Genomic DNA, 16,908 nt, shown 5'->3' with positions numbered 1-16,908 from the left:
CTGGCGAAACGGAAATTCTTAGATGGAATTTCGTGTCTGCGTTGTCCCAGGTCACCTGGGGTGCTGTCGTTGGAACTGCGCGGTATCCGGCGTGGCGGGGAGCAACCACAACCCGCAGCCGCTGTATGGCGACCAGTGCGGCTACGCGTTGCGGCCGAATCGCCGGATACCGCGCTCCTGGAACTTCTTGATGCGAGCAGAGGTCGACAGATGGACGACACAGGTATGGGACAAACACTGCGGGCCCGTTGTGAGTTCTATCGGCAGGTGTGCGACCTGCCCGCGGTGGTCGATCCTCCACAGTTGCGGAGGATTTCGATGCGCGCCGGACGTACCTGGGCGTTGGTGACGCCTGCTCCGCTCGGCGCGGCGGTCCGGATTCGGCTGGATCGCGAAGGCACAGAGATTGGGCCGATTCTGTCGGACCCGCGGTCGCACCTGTGGTCATTCCTGGTCGTGCCCGACCTTCCAGCCGACGCGGCGGTGTACGCGTCGTTGTTCCGTCTCGATGTGAAGGTGGTGCGCAATGGTGGGACCATCGCGTTGCCGTCGCCAGATGACAGCTGCTCGGTGTTCCGTCAATGGATCGAAGTGCCACGCGGGCCGTTCCGGCCATCTGGCCGCGTCGTTGTCGACGCAATCGAGGCGTGCACCAGCGGTATACGTCGGCCCCTGCGGAGGCTGAGTCATGTATGAGCTACCCGATTCCGAGCCCAACGTAACGGAAAATGCTCTACCGCAGCGTATTCCGCAGCTGCTCAACCTAGCTCCGTGGCCGCCACATCCGGCCGAGATATACGAAGTGTTCTCCGAAGCACTTCGGAACCTTGACTCAAAACCTGACTCGGCCACCGACGAGCAAGTCAGCCTGACCGAGGTACGCGCGGCGTTCGCCGAGCAACCAAGCGTGGCCATCATGGACGCCCAGCAGGCGGAGCGGTGAGAGATGAGCGCCCCGGACGTGCACCTACAGATCGCCCTGAGCGGGGTGATTTTGCACTACGCAGCCAGCGCCGAGGCCGCCGATGCACTGATCGCCGACGAGCAGATCCATCACTACCTGGACGACATCACGGTAATCCCCGGTCCACCAACCGGTTTGAATCGCCTGCCGTGTGAGTGCCTGTTCAGCCCTACCACCTGCCCAGCCAAACAGGCTTTGCCGCAAAGGAATTCGCTATGACAGGAATACAGCAGTCCGCCACCGACAACGAATCGGCACGATGGTTCGTGCGCGAGACCACCGGAGCCGTGCACCTGCTCAGCATCAAACGCGACGGCGCGGTGACGACTCTCCCTCACCAGCCCACCCTTGAGGAATACCCCGACCTGTCCGCACCACTGCGCGACCAGATCGTCCGCCGCGTGCACGATGCCGCACAGGTGCGCGGGGCGTCACGCACCTCATGAGCGGTTCGAACGTCCACACGGACGAGAACGGCGTTCTCGTGGACAGCGAGACCGGCATCCGATTCACCACCGCAGAGGTGAGTCTGGCCCGCGCACATAACTTCTGGCACCACGGCAAGGACCATTACGAGGCTGACCGGGTTTTCGCGGAACGTGTCAGCGAATACCCTGGCCTGGCGTCAGCGGCATACGCCGCACGCAAATTCCAGTTCGACACCACCAAACACCTGATCACCAAGAGCAAAATTACACAGTTCCTCGACCTCGGAGTCGGGTTGCCGGTGGACCCGTACCTGCACAACGTCGCCGCCGCGCTCAATCGTGAGGCGAAGGTTGTCTACGCGGACTATGACCCGCTGGTTGCGGCTCATGCTCGCGCCCTCCTCGACATTCCGCCCGGCGCCGCGTACCTGCACGGCGACTTCACCGACCCCGCGCACATCTTCACCAAAAGCCAACTGCCGTTGGACTTCTCGCAACCGATAGCCGTTTCGCTAGTATCGGTCCTGGAGTACATGCCCGTCGACCCGCACACAATGCTGGCCTCTCTGTACAACGGTCTTGCCCCCGGCTCATACCTGCTGCTGGCGAGCTTCACCGATCACGCTGCCGGGCGCGATGGTCTCGAAGCCAGTTTCAAGGCCAACGGGGTCGCCTTCCGCAATCGAAGCCTGATCGAGTTCAGCGCGTTGTTCGATGGATTCGACCTTCTCAGTCCCGGCGTCGTGCCCGTCGATAAATGGACGGTCACCCCGGCTGAGGGGCCGCGCCGACTCCGCCCCGGCGAAGTGCCTGACCCTACGGATTTGCCGTGCTACGTCGGACTTGGGCGCAAGCCCTGACCATCAAGCAGCGCCCACGCGATTGACGCCTACGTGTCAATCCGCACCGACGAGACCTGTTCCGCTGGAGCGGGTTCGAGGAAAGGAACCATGTCGAGCACCGGCACTGAACGCACTGTGAATCTGTCCGAATGCCGTGCTGCGGTCATCCGAGCAATCCCTATGACACCCGTGCTGATCGTCTGCCCAGGCCCGGCCTGCGGTAAGAGCGTCAGCCTCGTTGACGCTGTCGTCCCCGACCATCCCAACCGCGACGGAACACCATGCCCGGTGGCCGGCTCGCGCGTTCTCAACGACCACCTCAGCCGAGAACCGGTGTAACCGAATCGAAGACGAGCACCACCAACAGCAACCGAAAGCGCGACAACCCGATATGGAGGCCACCGCTATGAGCAGCCCAACCAAGTCCGCGACCTTTGAACTCGACGGACGCCCCGGCGTCGAGTACCAAACCACGATCACTGAAACATTTTCCGGTGATTGGAAACTGACTGAGGTTCGGATCGTTTCCGCTCGCGGCATAGAGCAGTGGGACCTACAGCCCAGCATCCCAAGGCTGGTGTACAACACCCTGTACGGACGCGACATGATGGTTTCCGTGGACGGTACAACAGCGCCCGTCCACGAGTTCGATTGGATGCGCGTGGTGTCCAGAAACATTCTGTGTCGCAACGGTATTCGCACCATGGCGGACCTTGCAGAGAAGACTGACGCCCAGTTGCTGGAGATCGCGGAACTGGGAACGATCAGGGTCAATGAACTGCGCCAGGGCATCGTGGCATGGAAAACGAAAATGGGGCAGCTGGTTCCGCCCCAGGACCTCACATCGACGTAGGTTCAGCGATAAGGCCGTGCTCGGTGAGCTTGCCGTCCAGCTCGCGCAAGCTCATCGAGCCTGGCGCTACACGCGCCACCGCTGCCCGCGCGTCCACCACCTCGCTCGCGAGCCGGGTCGATCCGTAGCCGATGGCGAGATCGGCTGTGCGGCTGATGATCCGGGCGGCCTCGTCGGTTTCCCCGATCAGGCAGTAAGCCTGGCCCAGGCCGATTTCGGCGAACCCGCGCGAGAGCACGAACGCCGGGTCAAACAACTCCACACATTCCGCTGCCGCTGGTACCGCTGCCTCGGCGACACCGAGTTTGATCAGGCATTCGGAGCGGAACCCGGCGTTCAGCGCGGCGTCGTAGACGTGGCTGGGTGTGGGGCTGTAGCGAGTGGAGGTGACGAGGTTGTGCGCGTCCTCGATCGCGGAAAGGCACAACCGGCGTTCACCCTGGCGGGTGTATGCCTCGGCGGCCATGTCGGTGCTGTAGGCCATCAGCATCGGGTCTCCGGCTCGCTGGCCCCAATACCGCCCGGCGGCAGCATGATCCAAGCCCAGCCCCGGCTTGCCGTCGCGGGTTTCGAGCAGGCTCCAGTTACACAGCACCAGTGCGCACAGGGCGGGGTCGCCAGCTTCCTCGGCAACGTCGCGCGCTTGCTTGTACTCGGTGCGGGCTTCGTCGTAATGGCCTGCGTCGTAGGCCATCCAGCCCAGCGTGCGCGCCAGCTTTGCCCGAATCGCCAGCAGGCGCGGCTTCAAATGGTCGGGGCAGTTGGTCAGCAACGCGTCGACGAGATCGGCTTGCCCGCGCCGCACGGTCAGCACGGCGCGCGGTCCGAACGCCTCGTACTGCTGATAGGTCGATTCGAGGACAGTTTCGATTCGGTCGATCGCGGCGGCGTCCACACGCACGGTCAGCGCATAGGCCAGTTCCTCCCGCGCGGGCTGCTCCAGCCCTGCCAGCAGAGCCGCCGCAGGCAGCGAGTAACCAACCGCGGACAGGAATCGCAGAACGTCACGTCTGTTCATATCCAGCCACACCCTCACATCCAAGTCGAGTATGGATACGTCGATCCCTGGCACCGTAGACCCGCCACCGACCAATCCGGTAGCAGTTGGCGCGTGGCGGCGAATGTGTTCGTCGTAGGCAGCGACAAGCGCACCTTCGGCGCGCACAGCGATGTCAGCGGCGACCCAGAACGGCCGTTCCGGCACACGCCTGCCCGCTTCGATGTGGGTGACGTGAGTGCGGTCGACCAGGCAGTGCCGAGCGACGGCGTCTTGACTCAACCCCGCATCGTTGCGGGCACGACGAAGCACCGCGCCTAGTTCGGCGGCATCCTGTGTTCCACCCATCCGGCCACCCCCGCATGAGTTGGTGGTGAGTCAACGGTAGCGCGGACCTTCGCACGAATGTGCGGAGTTGTGACGACTCATGGTGCGCACATGGTGCACATCGGCTGTCACCCCGTCCACTCGATACAGACACCCGAGCGGACCGAGGGGATGCGCACATGACTCAGCAGGCAGCGACGGGTCTGGACTTGCGAGGATACGAAGACCCTTGCCAGTGGAGCGAACCCGACCACGCACGGTCCTTGGCGGCCCGACTCGTGCACACCTATCGCGGCGATCATCGCGAGATCGTGCGCAACCCACACCGCACCCACGCCTGGGCCTGGGCGCTGGTGAACTCCCCACAGCAGACCGCCCGCGTGGGCGCACTCCTGGGCCCCGACGCGGCCGTGGAAAACACCTTCCTCGTCATCAAGTGGCCCGGCAAAGCCTTCGAGGTCCCGGCCCATCAGGACGGCATCAACGAGCACATCGAGCTGGACCCGGCCCGCGCCGTGTCCTGCTGGGCCGCGCTCACCGACGCCACTGCCCGCGCTGGCTGCCTCGAAGTCGTGCCCGGTTCACAGCTGGGCGGTTATCTCCCGTTCGACACCGAACCGGCCGCAGGCGCGGCGCGAGGGCGTGCGCTCACCGTGCCGAGTCCGTACGCCGCCCGCCATGCCTTCACCGCGGTTGAACTCGCAGCCGGCCAAGCCCTGATCTTCGATACCCGCCTGATCCACCGCAGCGCCAGCAACACCACCAATGCACCGCGCATCGGGTTGAACATCCGTTACGCGACCGCCGACGCGTTCCGCCGAGGCGACCACACTGAGCGCCCCGGCTGGGCGCCGCTGAATCTTCCGCCAACTGCGGGAGCCCTTAGTTAACAACCGAATTCACGGGAGGAACCCCATGTCGACACCTTTGCTCGACCTCATCTCCGACACCGCTGTGACCCGCGTCCGGGTGCTCGAAGGCGAGGGCGAACCAGGCAGTGAACGACGCGGCGACAAAAAGCTGATCGCCACGTCCCAATGCTCCTACTACTGCCCGGACGCAACCGTCGCCGCCAAGTGCCTTGAAGCGCTGCGCGACTCGGACGAACGGCTGCGCAACCGCCCCGAGGAACTGATGTTGTGGGACTGGACGGCCACCTGGTGGCAAGCCGACCCCGACAACGAGAACGGCGGCGGCACAATTCATCTCGGAGTCAGCTGGTATGACCCCGAGTTCTACGCAGACCGCAAGGTCGCGTGGTTCGGTGCGATGCACCAGCGGATCTACCAGCAGATCGGCGTACCGCTGGACAACATCGAGGTGACTCACTACCTCGTTGACGCCGCCTGATCAGGTCCCGGCGTGGTGGAGGCGGCGTCGACCGCCTCCACCACTCGCGCGGTCTGCCCGCGCACTGCACCCAGCGACGAACCGAACACCCCGACCGCCGCAGCGACCACAGCCAGTACCGACCCGCCGAGCACGAACCCCCGCGCTGGTCCCGCCGCGATCAACGCGGGAATGACGGCCATGCCCAACGTTCCTGACGCCCGCATAACGGTGAAATTCAGCGAATTCAACCGCAGCCGCTGATCGGCCGGGAACATCGCCAGCCGCGCCGCCATCGCGATACTGATGAACGGGGACACCGCACCCGAGGCCACCGCAAACGCCACGATCCACCCCAGACTCGACGCGGCCCCGGTCGCGATCAGCAGCCCCCCCGAGATGGCCCATGCTCCGCAGAACCAGCCAGGGAACCCAGCGGTCAGCCGAACACGCGCGGCAACGAGATTGCCCAGCAGCGCACCGACCCCGCTCGCGGCGAGCACCAGACCGTAGGCGCTGGCGTCGACGTGCAGATGATGAGCCAACAGCACCGGCATACCGATCGCAGGAATCGCGGACAGAAAGAACCCGACGCCGTGCACCAACCACGCCGCACCCAGTGAGGGATTCGCTCGCAGCAGCACCCGCGCGCTCGCTGGATCGACTCCCCGATCCGGTGCCGGACCGGAACTCACAACCGCGGATACAGCAGCGATCCGAGCCGCCACCAACAGCGCCACCGCCGATACCGCGAAAGTCACCGCGTCGGCGGCGAACAGCACCGAAGCCGGAGCCACCAACAGCAGCAGACCAGCCAGACCAGGCCCGGCGATCCGAGCTATCCGGCCCGTGATGTCCATCGCCCCGAGAATCGCTTGCCGTTCCTCCGGGGCAACCAGTTCCGGTACCAGCGAGCCGAATCCCGGATCGAAGACGCTGCCCGCAATACCCAGGGTTAGCACCATCACCAGCATCGCGGGCGTTCCGCCGACGTTCCACACCACTGGTAGCGCGGCGGCCAGACCAGCCCGCACCACATCGAACCCGGCCAGCACCCGGAACGACGCGCACCGGGCAACGATGCGACGCCCGAACGTCCCCATCAGCACGTAGGGAACGGATTCGGCAATCGCTACGGCTCCCATCGCCACCGGCCCGGATCGCTCCAGCGCGATCCACATCACCGCCAAGGCGAAGAACCTGTCGCCGAGCACCGATAGCGCGTTCGCCGACCAGAGCACCAGAACCGGCTTGCGACGGAGCAGTGACAGGTACGGCATAGCGGGGCACGGTAGTCCACCCCACCGACACCGCAACGATGCCACCCCGAACCTGATCCGACCTAGCGGATACCGGTCACATCGAGCAATTTCGATGCCGAGATCAGCTGTACTCTGCACGCGCGAAAGCCCCGGACCAAGCTGATCCGGGGCTCGCGGGCAACCGTCACGCGGCTACAGATTTATCCACAGCTCACGCTGTCACTTTCCAAGCCAGATCGACCAGCAACGGATCGAACCCCGAGCCGCGCCGACCAGGCAGCACAGTCACCGAAACCAGCTCATCAATGACCGCCCGGCGCTTCATCAGCGACAGGCCGTCTGAACGATCCGGCGAAGTCCCGAACCAATGCCGCTCAACGTCGGCAATCGTCGCGAACTCCGCCAACGGTCCAACTTGCGCCATCTCGGCTAGTTCACGCTCGATCGAATCCACACGCACCCGAAGCCGTTCCGAGCCAGTCGCCAACTGCCCCGCACTGATTCGATCGTCTGCGAACAGCGAGGACAGCTCATCAAGTCGGGCCTTGGCCCCGGTCAGTTCCACGCGCAGCCCGTTGACATCTGCCATGTTCGCCTTCGGCGCGAACAGCTCGACCATGTCCGGACGCGACAGCCGCTCTACCACTGACAGCTCAACATATGAGTCCAAGTCAGACACATCACGCGCAACATGCACAGCACCGTCGCGCTTGCGAATATCGCGAATACTCCGGCACCGATACACCTTCCGACCCGCCTTGCTGCTACTGACGATCAATCGATCCTCTTCGCACCCACCACACCCGTACAAACCACTACCGAGCCAACGCACAGCCGCTCCCCAGGTATTGGTCTTGCGGTCCGGGCTCGACAGAATCGCACACACCGCTCGCCATTGGTCTTCGCTCACCAGAGCAGGCCAGACGCCCTTACCGATGACCTCGCCCTTATATGTAGCCAGACCAGCGATCCGAGGATTCATCAGGACGCTCCGCAACGCCGACGAGGTCCAACGCTTCCCGTTACGAGTGGTCGGAACACCAGACGCGTTGAAGTCAGACACAATCGCCCGGACCGAAATCCCAGCACTAAGAGACTCGATCGTTGCCCGAACGATCAACTGTTCTGCCGGACGAATCGTCACCCCATCGGGTTCGTAACCGTAGGATCGCGGTCCACCAGCCCACTGTCCAGCCATCGCTCGCTGTTCGCGTTCGCGAATAGTTCGTTCTGCTTTGTGCTCGCTCTCGTACCGAGCTACTGCACCGAGCTGGCGCGCAACCATCCGTCCCGAAGGCGTAGCCAGATCCCAATGCCCCGCTTTGACAGTTTGGACCTCGACCCGGCGGCGCTCGACAATCTCAATGAAACGTTCCAGCTCAGCGGGCGAGCGGTGGAGCCGATCCGGATGCCAGGCGATCACGAAATCCACTAGGCCCGCTTCGATATCGGTAAGCATGCGTTCGTAGTCCGGCCGAGGCTTGCCCGAGTACGCAGACATATCGTTGTCGACGTAGATCGCGACGACCGGTCCGCCGACGAGCTTCGCCAGGGCGATGTCATCCTCGATCTGGCGTTCGACCCCACGAGCAAAACCCTTACGGTCACGAGAGATTCGCGCATAGATACCGATCCGAAGACCCGACCCTGCACGGTCTATGCCGACGATGGCCTTGCGCAGGCGAGCCACCAGCGCTCGGCGTTCCTTGGCGGTGAGCTTGACATCGGGGTTGTCTGATTCAACAGCTAGAGCAGGGACGTTCACTCCCTGCACGGTGGCACTAGTGTCAGACGTAGCAGCTGTGTTGCAAGTGACGGGATGCATGCCCGTCCTGGGTGACAAGGCCGACCGTGGCCCTGATCGACTCGGTGGTCAGCTCGCGCACGTCGGTTCCGTTCAACCGCACCGCGCCGCCGTCCACATCGTAGAGCCGGGAAACCAGTTGGGCGACAGTCGATTTACCGGCACCCGACGAACCGACCAGTGCGATCAGCTGGCAGGGCTCGGCGCGCAGCGACACGCTGTGCAGCACGTCGACGCCGCCGCGGGTGTCCAGGGTCGCGACGTCCTCCAGCGAGGCGAGCGACACCTTGTCGGCGGACGGGTAGCCGAAGGTCACGTTGTCCAGTTCGACGGCGACCGGCCCGTCCGGCACCGGCACCGCGCCGGGCGCGTCCTCGATCAGCGGCTTCAGGTCGAGCACCTCGAAGACGCGCTCGAAGCTCACCAGCGCGGCCATCACCTCCATGCGGGCGCTGGCCAGCGCGGTCAGCGGCGTGTAGAGCCTGGTCAGCAGCAGCGACAGGGCAACGACGGCACCGGCATCCAGCTGGCCGCGCAGCGCGTACCAGCCGCCGAGTCCGTAGACGAGGGCGATCGCCAGCGCCGACACCAGGGTGAGCGAGGTGACGAAGATGGTCTGCAGCATCGAGGTCCGCACGCCGATATCGCGCACTCGGCGGGCACGCACCTCGAACTCGCCGGATTCCTGCAGCGGACGGCCGAACAGTTTCACCAGCGTCGCGCCGGGCGCGGAGAACCGCTCGGTCATCTGGGTGCTCATGGCGGCGTTCAACTTGGCCGCCTCGCGCTGCATATCGGCAAGCCGGTTGCCCATCCGGCGGGCGGGCAGCACGAACACCGGCAGCAGGACCAGCGCGATCAGGGTGATCTGCCAGGAGATGCTGAGCATCACGCCGAGCGTGAGCGCGAGGGTCACCAGGTTGGCGACCACGCCGGACAGGGTGTCGCTGAACGCGCGCTGTGCGCCGATCACGTCGTTGTTCAACCGGCTGACCAGCGCGCCGGTGCGGGTCCTTGTGAAGAACGCGATCGGCATCTTCTGCACGTGGTCGAACACGGCGGTGCGCAGGTCGAGGATCAAGCCCTCACCGATACGGGAGGACAGCCAGCGAATGCCCAAGCCGAGTGCGGCATCGAAGACCGCGAGGACGGCGATGATCAGCGCGAGGTCGACAACGACCCGCGGCGCGGCACCACCGATGATGTTGTTGACCACCCGGCCCGCCAGCACCGGCGTCGCCACCGCGAGCAGCGCCGACACCACGCTGAACAGCAGGAATATGCCGATACGGCGCCGGTGTGGCGCGGCGAACCGGAGAATGCGCCGCGCGGTGGCCATGCTGAACTGCCGCCGCTCCTGCGGCGCGTTGGCCCGCCGGTACATCTGGCTCCAGGCCACCGATTCGATACTCACGTTATTTGTCCTCTCGCTCCCCACCCATCAAAGCCCTCGGCACTGACACTAAGACCTCAACAAAGCTTGAGAGCAAGTCGATTCCACCGGCTATCGATTCCGCGCACAGCGAAAACGCGCTACACGCTTAGGCTGGCCAGGTGACCAAGGACCGGGTGGTGGAGGTGCTGGGCGGCAGGCTCGACGGTGAGGTCGACGCGTCCGAACGTCGGCGGGCGGAGTATTCCTCGGACGCCTCCAACTATCGGGTGCCGCCACGAGCGGTCGTGTTTCCCCGCACGGACGAGGACGTGGCCATCGCGCTCGAGGTCGCCAAGGACAACGGGCTTTCGGTGACCGCGCGCGGCGGCGGGACCTCGGTGGCCGGTAATGCGATCGGGCCGGGGCTGGTGCTGGATTTCAGCAGGCACCTGAATCGGATTCTTGCGGTGGATCCGCAGGCGCGGGTGGCCAGGGTGCAGCCCGGTGTCGTGCTGTCGGAATTGCAGCGCGCCGCCCGGCCGCACGGGCTGCGGTTCGGGCCGGATCCGTCGACGCAGAACCGGTGCACCCTCGGCGGCATGATCGGCAACAATGCCTGCGGTCCGCGCGCGGTGGCCTGGGGTCGCACCTCGGACACGGTGCGCGAGCTGCGCATTCTGGACGGCACGGGTGCCGAGCGGACGCTCGCGAACGATCTGTCGGTGCTGCCGGGGCTTGCCGAATTCACCGGGGCGAATCTCGCGGTGCTGCGCACCGATTTGGGTCGTTTCGAACGTCAGGCCTCCGGTTATGGGCTCGAACATCTACTGCCCGAACGTGGTTCGGCGGTGGCGAAGGCGTTCGTCGGGTCGGAGGGCACCTGCGGTTTGCTGCTCGACGCGACGGTCGAGCTGGTCGCGCTGCCGAAGGCCGCAGTGCTCACGGTGCTCGGCTACCCCGATATCGCCACCGCCGCGGACGATGTCGCGGCGGTGATGGCGGGCAAACCCACCGCGGTCGAGGGTATCGACGCACGGCTCGTCGACGCGGTGCGCGCGCATCGCGGCACCGTTCCCGACCTGCCGCGCGGTGGCGGCTGGCTGTTCGTGGAGACCGCGGGCGATACCCCCGCCGAGGCGCTGGCGGGCGCCGAGCAACTACGCCGTGGTGTCGACGCGCTCGATTCCCGCATCGTCACCGATCCCGCTGCCGCGGCGGCACTGTGGCATATCCGCGCGGACGGCGCCGGCCTGGCCGGACGCACGCCGGACGGGCATCCGGCCTGGCCCGGGTGGGAGGACGCGGCGGTGCCGCCGGAGCGGCTCGGCGCCTACCTGCGTGAGTTTGCCGAGCTGATGCGCGAGCACGGTGTGGATGGATTGATGTACGGCCACATCGGCGACGGCTGCATCCACGTGCGCCTGGATCTCCCGATCGCCGAGGCCCCGCAACGGTTTCGGCGGTTCCTGTTCGATGCCGCCGAACTGGTTGTGCGGCATGGCGGTTCGCTGTCCGGTGAGCACGGCGACGGCCGTGCTCGCTCGGAGCTGCTCTCGCTCATGTACTCCCGCTCGGTGCTCGACGTATTCGCCAGATACAAAGCACTTTTCGATCCCGCCAACGTGCTCAACCCCGGCGTGCTCGTCGCACCGCGGCCGATCGACGCCGACCTGCGGCTGGCCGGGCTGCCGCTGGTACCCGCCTCGGGCGGCTTCGCTTTCCCAGATGACAAGGGCGATCTGAGCACGGCGGTGCACCGCTGCGTCGGCGTCGGCAAGTGCCGCGCCGATACGCGCGCCACCGGTGGTTTCATGTGCCCGTCCTACCTGGCCACCAGGGATGAGAAGGACAGCACCCGCGGACGTGCCAGAGTGTTGCAGGAGGTGGTCCGCGGCGCGCTGCCGTGGTCGTCCGAGGCAGTTGCCGAGTCGCTCGATCTGTGCCTGTCCTGCAAGGCATGTCGTTCCGACTGCCCGGCGGGCGTCGACGTGGCCACCTACAAGGCCGAGGCGCTGTACCGCAAGTATCGGCACCGTCCGCGGCCGCTCGATCACTACTCGCTGGGCTGGCTGCCGCGCTGGCTGGCGCTGGCGACCCGGCTGCCGCGCGCCACCAACGCGCTGGCGGGCAACGCGGTGCTGCGTCGAATCGGGTTGCGCGCGGCGGGTATTGATCCGCGCCGCGAGGTACCGCGACTGGCGGAGCGCAGCTTTCGCCGCAGGTGGCACGACCTCGGCGGCGTTGTCCCGCCCTTGGTGTCGGCGGATCAATCGGGCGATACCCAAAGTCCGTCCACCGCAACGGAAGCCGGTGCGGATCGGCCCGAGGTGATGCTGTGGGTCGACACCTTCACCGACGCCTTCGATCCCGAAATAGCCATGGCGGCGGCGCGATTGGTGCAGTCGCTCGGCTATCGGGTGCGCATTCCCGCGCGACGCGTGTGCTGTGGGCTCACCTGGATCAGCACCGGTCAGCTCGACGGCGCCCGGGCACGGCTGCGCGCCACACTGGACGCGCTGGATGAGCACGTGCGCGGCGGCGGCATCGTGGTCGGGCTCGAGCCGTCCTGCACCGCGGTGCTGCGGTCGGATCTGCCCGAACTGCTAGCGGAAGATCCGCGCGCGGCGGCGACGGCACGGGCGGTGCGCACGCTCGCCGAGTTCCTTGCCGAACAACCGAACTGGCGGCCGCCGCAATGGCCCGAGCGGACAGTGGTGGTTCAACCGCATTGTCACCACCACGCGATTCTCGGATTCGAGACCGATCGCCAGTTATTAGCCACAATGGGAATCAATGTGACTGAAATCACCGGGTGCTGCGGACTCGCGGGAAACTTCGGAATGCAACGTGACCATTACGACATTTCGGTCGCGGTAGCCGAGAACGGCATGTTGCCCGCGTTGCGATCCGCCGAGAACGAGTCGATTCTCCTCGCGGATGGCTTCTCCTGCCGGACCCAGGCCGCTCAGCTGGCCGGCCGCGAGAGCCGCCACCTGGCGCAGTTCCTGCTGGGGCAGTGAGTCTTTCGCGCGCTCGCCGGGACAGCGATCACGGCGAGTGCGCGATATCGGTCAGCTGCCGAATGGCAGGGTGCCCGGCGGAATCTGATAACCCGAGCTGCCTGCGGAAACACCGCCCCAGGCGCTGAGCAACCAGTTGAGCAAGTTGGTGATCATTCGATACCTCCATGTGGCGACTGCCAGCTGTTTGCCGATCGAAACGAATATCGCCACATTCATTCTTAGCGTTACAAAATACCTGGTACCTGCGATCATGCATATTCGGCATCGAATGGCGTCGAATTATGTTGTGCGCGCGTAGTTTCTCGATCGACCGTGGACTGGCGCGCATTCCGGGCCGGGCCATCGGGCAGAATGGGTCGATGCGTAACGCGATGGTCGAGCCGGTAGGGGACCCAACCGGTCTGGCCAGGACCGTGACGTCCGACCGTCCGATCGACCTGGCGTGCACCATCGCCCCGCTGCGCCGCGGCGCGGGGGATCCGTGCCATCAGACGAGCCGCGACGGCGCGCACTGGCACGCGTCACGCATGTCATCGGGCCCGGTCACCTACCGGCTGACCCAGTCAGGGCCGTGCTCGGTGCAGGGCCATGCCTGGGGTCCCGGCGCCGAGGAATTCCTCGACGGACTCGACCACATGCTGTGCCTCGACGAGGACATGGACGGCTTCGTCCCGGATCACCCCAAGCTCGTCGAGGCGCATCGGCGCTTTCCCGGCCTGCGGATGCTGCGCACCGGACTGGTCCTCGAGGCGCTGATCCCCGCGGTGCTCGAGCAGAAGGTGCACACCATCTCAGCCCGGGGTTCCTGGCGAAAGCTGGTGCGGCAGTTCGGCGATACCGCGCCGGGCCCGGCGCCGGAGGGGCTGCGATTGCCGCCCGACGCCGACACCTGGCGGCGGGTACCGTCCTGGGCCTTCCATCGGGCCAATGTCGGTCCGCAGCGGGCGCAGACGATCGTGCGGGTCGCCCGGGTGGCGGGCTCGCTGGAACGGGCGGCGGGTGTCGACCCCGCCGAGGCCGCCCGCAGGCTGCGCACGATTCCGGGGGTCGGCGGGTGGACCGCCGCCGAGACCGCGCAGCGTGCGTTCGGCGACGCGGACGCGCTGTCGGTCGGCGATTTCCACCTCGCGGCGATCGTCGGCTGGACCCTGCTCGGCCACGCCATCGATGACGACACGATGGTCGAATACCTGGAACCGCTTCGGCCACACCGTTATCGGGCGGTTCGGCTGCTGGAGATCAGCGGTCAGGCGCACAAGCCGAAGTTCGGTCCGCGCACACCGCTCACCGATCACACCTGGCACTGACGCGGTCGGGCCGTCACAGTTTCCGGCGGGGTTCAAGCCCGTCCAGCATGCGGTCGAGCCCGTAGAAGAACCGCTGGTCGCGGGTCTGCGCGGGATCGGTGTCCCAGCCAACCTCGGGCATCCCCTCCTGCAAATTCGGAAACTCCTCGGCGGCCTGTTCGGCGGCGGGCCGCAGGCTGGCGAGCAGCTCCGTTTCGGTCTGGCCGCTGCGGACGAGCAGGCTCAGCCACGCGGCCTCGGTGACGCCGACACCGATGACGTAGCCGAGCACCACCGTGATGGCGTCGGAGATCTCGTCGGCGGGGAAGCCACCCGTGGTGAAGACCGCTGCCATGCGTTCGTTCATCCGCATCACATTCGGACCTAGATAGGACAGACCGACTTGGCCGAGGGTCGAGGCGATCCACGGGTGACGCAGGATCATCGCGCGTAGCTCGGTGGCGAATCGCGTCGCGGCGGTTCGCCAGCCCGCCGGATCGGCGATCTCCGGCAGCCGGATCTCGCCGTAGATCTCGTCGACGACCAGCTCGATCAGCTCGTCGCGGTTGGCGACGTGCCGGTAGAGCGAGGTCGCGCCAGCGTTCAGCCGGGCACCGAGCTGGCGCATGGTGAGCGCCTCTAAACCCTCGGCATCGAGCAGGCTGACGGCCTCGGCCACGATCTGCTCCCTGGTCAGCGCTGGTTGATCCCTGCCCTTGCGCGGACGTGTCCACACCGATCCAACCTGCTGTTTTTCGACGGCCATGCCGACTCCCTTCGTTCCCATCAGCGTAGCGCACAACGTGCGCACTTGCGAACGTATGAAAGCTATGCGTACAGTGTTCGCAACAAGAGAACGACGTACGCAACGGAAGAGAGTTTCCGATGAACGCGATTGAGACCCGCAATCCGAGGCGCTGGTGGATTCTGATCGTGCTGTGCCTCAGCACGCTGGTCCTGGTCATCGACAACTTCGTGCTGGCCGTCGCGGTGCCGGTACTCGCCGAGGATCTGCACGCGAGCGCTCAGGACATCCAGTGGATCCTCGACTCCTACATCCTCGTTTTCGCGGGCCTGCTGCTCACCTCGGGCAGCCTGGCCGACCGGTTCGGCAGGCGCCGGGTGATGATCATCGGCCTTGTCCTGTTCGGCCTTGCCTCACTGGGCGCCGCGCTGGCCGCGAGCCCGGTCGAGATGATCGTGGCGCGCACGGTGATGGGTATCGGCGGAGCGCTGGTGCTGCCGAGCACGCTGTCGATCCTGATCACCGTGTTCGACGACGAGGAGCGGCGTAAGGCGATGAGTTTCTGGAGTGCCGCCTCGGTGCTCGGGCTGGTCGGCGGGCCGGTGCTCGGCGGCGCGCTGATCGCGCACTTCTGGTGGGGCGCGGCGTTTTTGATCAACATCCCGGTCGCCGCCGTCGCCATTGTCGCCGCCGTGGTGCTGATGCCGGAATCCAAGGGGCCGTGGACCAAGCCGGATGTGCCGGGTGCGGTGCTGTCCATTGTCGGGATGGTCGCGCTGGTGTGGACCATCATCGAATTCCCCAAGGGCGGTTTCGATCACGCGTCCACGGTGAGCACGCTGGTCATCGCCGTCGCAAGCATCGTCGCGTTCATCGTGTGGGAGAAGCGCGTCGAGCACCCGATGGTGCCGCTCGAGCTGTTCCGCAATCGTGACTTCGCCGGTGGCAGCCTGTCGCTGACACTGGTCCAGGTCGCCAATGGTGGTCTGCTGCTGGTGCTGACCCAGTACCTGCAGTTCGTGCTCGGCTACTCACCGACCAAGGCCGGGCTGGCGTTCATTCCGATGATGGCCGCCTCCATCGTGTTCAACGGGCTCGGCGCTGGTCTTGGCGGCAAGGTCGGCAACCGCACACTCGCCGTGACCGGCATGCTCGTCTCGACCGCCGGCCTCGCGCTGTTGGCCAGCCTGTCCGCGGACACTGGTTTCGGTGTGCTGTCCATCGCGCTGGTGGTGCTCGGCGCCGGTGCGGGTCTCGCACAGCCGGCGGCCATCGCCGCGCTGATGGGTGCCGTGCCGCAGGAACAGGCGGGTGTCGGGTCCGCGCTGAACGACACCATTCAGCAGGCGGGCGCGGCCCTCGGTATCGCGGTGCTCGGCAGCATCCTGTCCAGCTCCTTCACCAGCGGCATGCCGGATTCGGCCCCGGAGATCGCCAGGCATTCGATCGGCGACGCACTGGCACTGGCTGCCAGCACCAGCGACAGCGAACTGCTCGGCACCGCGCGGGAAGCCTTCACCAACGCCATGTCGGTCAGCTTCATCGCGGGCGGTGCCGGAATCCTGGCGGGTGCTGTTGTCGCACTGTTCGTCATGCGCGACAAGAAGACCGCACCGGCCGAGGTGCTCGAAGAGGTGGCACTCGTCAAGTAGGACAACCGAATTCGGCGAAGG

Annotated in this window: 16 protein-coding genes; 11 read left to right on the top strand and 5 right to left on the bottom strand. The window is 65.8% G+C overall.

The window, feature by feature from the left end; all coding sequences use genetic code 11:
• Positions 1–210 precede the first annotated feature (210 nt).
• The 6 genes from OG203_RS25645 (at position 211) to OG203_RS25620 (ending at position 3,087) form a co-directional block, all read left to right on the top strand.
• The gene (locus OG203_RS25645; protein WP_405159816.1) at positions 211–696 is read left to right on the top strand and encodes a DNA-directed RNA polymerase subunit beta; all 486 of its coding nucleotides are present in this window, start codon (positions 211–213) and stop codon (positions 694–696) included.
• Positions 689–943, top strand: a complete 255-nt coding sequence (locus OG203_RS25640; protein WP_405159815.1) for a hypothetical protein — start codon at positions 689–691, stop codon at positions 941–943. The genes OG203_RS25645 and OG203_RS25640 overlap by 8 nt, the downstream gene beginning before the upstream one ends.
• Before the next feature lie 3 nt (positions 944–946).
• On the top strand, positions 947–1,183 hold the full coding sequence (locus OG203_RS25635) for a hypothetical protein (protein ID WP_405159814.1): 237 nt from the start codon (positions 947–949) through the stop codon (positions 1,181–1,183).
• On the top strand, positions 1,180–1,410 hold the full coding sequence (locus OG203_RS25630) for a hypothetical protein (protein WP_405159813.1): 231 nt from the start codon (positions 1,180–1,182) through the stop codon (positions 1,408–1,410). The genes OG203_RS25635 and OG203_RS25630 overlap by 4 nt, the downstream gene beginning before the upstream one ends.
• Positions 1,407–2,252, top strand: a complete 846-nt coding sequence (locus OG203_RS25625) for an SAM-dependent methyltransferase (protein WP_405159812.1) — start codon at positions 1,407–1,409, stop codon at positions 2,250–2,252. Before OG203_RS25630 ends, OG203_RS25625 begins: the two co-directional genes overlap by 4 nt.
• A gap of 388 nt (positions 2,253–2,640) precedes the next feature.
• A complete protein-coding gene (locus OG203_RS25620) occupies positions 2,641–3,087 on the top strand; it encodes a hypothetical protein (protein ID WP_405159811.1) in 447 nt (148 codons plus the stop codon).
• Here OG203_RS25620 and OG203_RS25615 read toward each other — a convergent pair.
• Positions 3,074–4,432 carry a helix-turn-helix domain-containing protein gene (locus OG203_RS25615; protein ID WP_405159810.1) on the bottom strand — a complete coding sequence of 453 codons (1,359 nt, stop codon included), beginning with the start codon at positions 4,430–4,432 and terminating at the stop codon, positions 3,074–3,076. The two genes, OG203_RS25620 and OG203_RS25615, sit on opposite strands and share 14 nt — an antisense overlap.
• A 242-nt stretch (positions 4,433–4,674) precedes the next feature.
• Between OG203_RS25615 and OG203_RS25610 the strand changes: the two genes are divergently transcribed.
• The gene (locus tag OG203_RS25610) at positions 4,675–5,301 is read left to right on the top strand and encodes a phytanoyl-CoA dioxygenase family protein (protein WP_405159809.1); all 627 of its coding nucleotides are present in this window, start codon (positions 4,675–4,677) and stop codon (positions 5,299–5,301) included.
• Positions 5,302–5,326: 25 nt separating this feature from the next.
• Positions 5,327–5,761 carry a hypothetical protein gene (locus OG203_RS25605; protein WP_405159808.1) on the top strand — a complete coding sequence of 145 codons (435 nt, stop codon included), beginning with the start codon at positions 5,327–5,329 and terminating at the stop codon, positions 5,759–5,761.
• Here OG203_RS25605 and OG203_RS25600 read toward each other — a convergent pair.
• From OG203_RS25600 to OG203_RS25590, 3 genes are all read right to left on the bottom strand, one after another.
• The gene (locus OG203_RS25600; protein WP_405159807.1) at positions 5,740–7,020 is read right to left on the bottom strand and encodes an MFS transporter; all 1,281 of its coding nucleotides are present in this window, start codon (positions 7,018–7,020) and stop codon (positions 5,740–5,742) included. The two genes, OG203_RS25605 and OG203_RS25600, sit on opposite strands and share 22 nt — an antisense overlap.
• A gap of 193 nt (positions 7,021–7,213) precedes the next feature.
• Complete coding sequence (locus tag OG203_RS25595) at positions 7,214–8,767, bottom strand: recombinase family protein (RefSeq protein WP_405159806.1); 1,554 nt, start codon at positions 8,765–8,767, stop codon at positions 7,214–7,216.
• A 22-nt stretch (positions 8,768–8,789) separates the two neighbouring features.
• Positions 8,790–10,220 (bottom strand): ABC transporter ATP-binding protein, encoded by a 1,431-nt coding sequence (locus tag OG203_RS25590; RefSeq protein ID WP_405159805.1) that lies wholly within the window; start codon positions 10,218–10,220, stop codon positions 8,790–8,792.
• Between the two features lie 140 nt (positions 10,221–10,360).
• Here OG203_RS25590 and OG203_RS25585 point away from each other — a divergent pair, with 140 nt between their 5' ends.
• Both OG203_RS25585 and OG203_RS25580 read left to right on the top strand, forming a co-directional pair.
• Positions 10,361–13,201 (top strand): FAD-binding and (Fe-S)-binding domain-containing protein, encoded by a 2,841-nt coding sequence (locus tag OG203_RS25585; RefSeq protein ID WP_405159804.1) that lies wholly within the window; start codon positions 10,361–10,363, stop codon positions 13,199–13,201.
• A 362-nt stretch (positions 13,202–13,563) separates the two neighbouring features.
• Positions 13,564–14,511, top strand: coding sequence for a DNA-3-methyladenine glycosylase family protein (locus tag OG203_RS25580; RefSeq protein WP_405159803.1), 948 nt, complete (start codon positions 13,564–13,566; stop codon positions 14,509–14,511).
• A 13-nt stretch (positions 14,512–14,524) separates the two neighbouring features.
• Here OG203_RS25580 and OG203_RS25575 read toward each other — a convergent pair whose 3' ends face one another.
• Complete coding sequence (locus OG203_RS25575) at positions 14,525–15,277, bottom strand: TetR/AcrR family transcriptional regulator (protein WP_405159802.1); 753 nt, start codon at positions 15,275–15,277, stop codon at positions 14,525–14,527.
• 98 nt (positions 15,278–15,375) lie between these two features.
• Here OG203_RS25575 and OG203_RS25570 point away from each other — a divergent pair, with 98 nt between their 5' ends.
• Complete coding sequence (locus tag OG203_RS25570; protein WP_405159801.1) at positions 15,376–16,887, top strand: MFS transporter; 1,512 nt, start codon at positions 15,376–15,378, stop codon at positions 16,885–16,887.
• The last annotated feature ends 21 nt before the right edge of the window (positions 16,888–16,908 follow it).

Origin of the sequence: Nocardia sp. NBC_01499 (assembly GCF_045040275.1) — a bacterium.
Taxonomy (GTDB): Bacteria; Actinomycetota; Actinomycetes; order Mycobacteriales; family Mycobacteriaceae; genus Nocardia.
This window is presented reverse-complemented; position numbering and strand designations above follow the sequence as displayed.

Excerpts from the sequence above, each read along its gene's own strand:
- OG203_RS25605 (WP_405159808.1), top strand. The coding sequence starts at position 5,327 with ATGTCGACACCTTTGCTCGACCTCATCTCCGACACCGCTGTGACCCGC.
- OG203_RS25580 (WP_405159803.1), top strand. The coding sequence starts at position 13,564 with ATGCGTAACGCGATGGTCGAGCCGGTAGGGGACCCAACCGGTCTGGCC.
- OG203_RS25615 (WP_405159810.1), bottom strand. The coding sequence starts at position 4,432 with ATGGGTGGAACACAGGATGCCGCCGAACTAGGCGCGGTGCTTCGTCGT.
- OG203_RS25640 (WP_405159815.1), top strand. The coding sequence starts at position 689 with ATGTATGAGCTACCCGATTCCGAGCCCAACGTAACGGAAAATGCTCTA.
- OG203_RS25570 (WP_405159801.1), top strand. The coding sequence starts at position 15,376 with ATGAACGCGATTGAGACCCGCAATCCGAGGCGCTGGTGGATTCTGATC.
- OG203_RS25630 (WP_405159813.1), top strand. The coding sequence starts at position 1,180 with ATGACAGGAATACAGCAGTCCGCCACCGACAACGAATCGGCACGATGG.
- OG203_RS25635 (WP_405159814.1), top strand. The coding sequence starts at position 947 with ATGAGCGCCCCGGACGTGCACCTACAGATCGCCCTGAGCGGGGTGATT.
- OG203_RS25645 (WP_405159816.1), top strand. The coding sequence starts at position 211 with ATGGACGACACAGGTATGGGACAAACACTGCGGGCCCGTTGTGAGTTC.
- OG203_RS25575 (WP_405159802.1), bottom strand. The coding sequence starts at position 15,277 with ATGGGAACGAAGGGAGTCGGCATGGCCGTCGAAAAACAGCAGGTTGGA.
- OG203_RS25620 (WP_405159811.1), top strand. The coding sequence starts at position 2,641 with ATGAGCAGCCCAACCAAGTCCGCGACCTTTGAACTCGACGGACGCCCC.
- OG203_RS25600 (WP_405159807.1), bottom strand. The coding sequence starts at position 7,020 with ATGCCGTACCTGTCACTGCTCCGTCGCAAGCCGGTTCTGGTGCTCTGG.
- OG203_RS25625 (WP_405159812.1), top strand. The coding sequence starts at position 1,407 with ATGAGCGGTTCGAACGTCCACACGGACGAGAACGGCGTTCTCGTGGAC.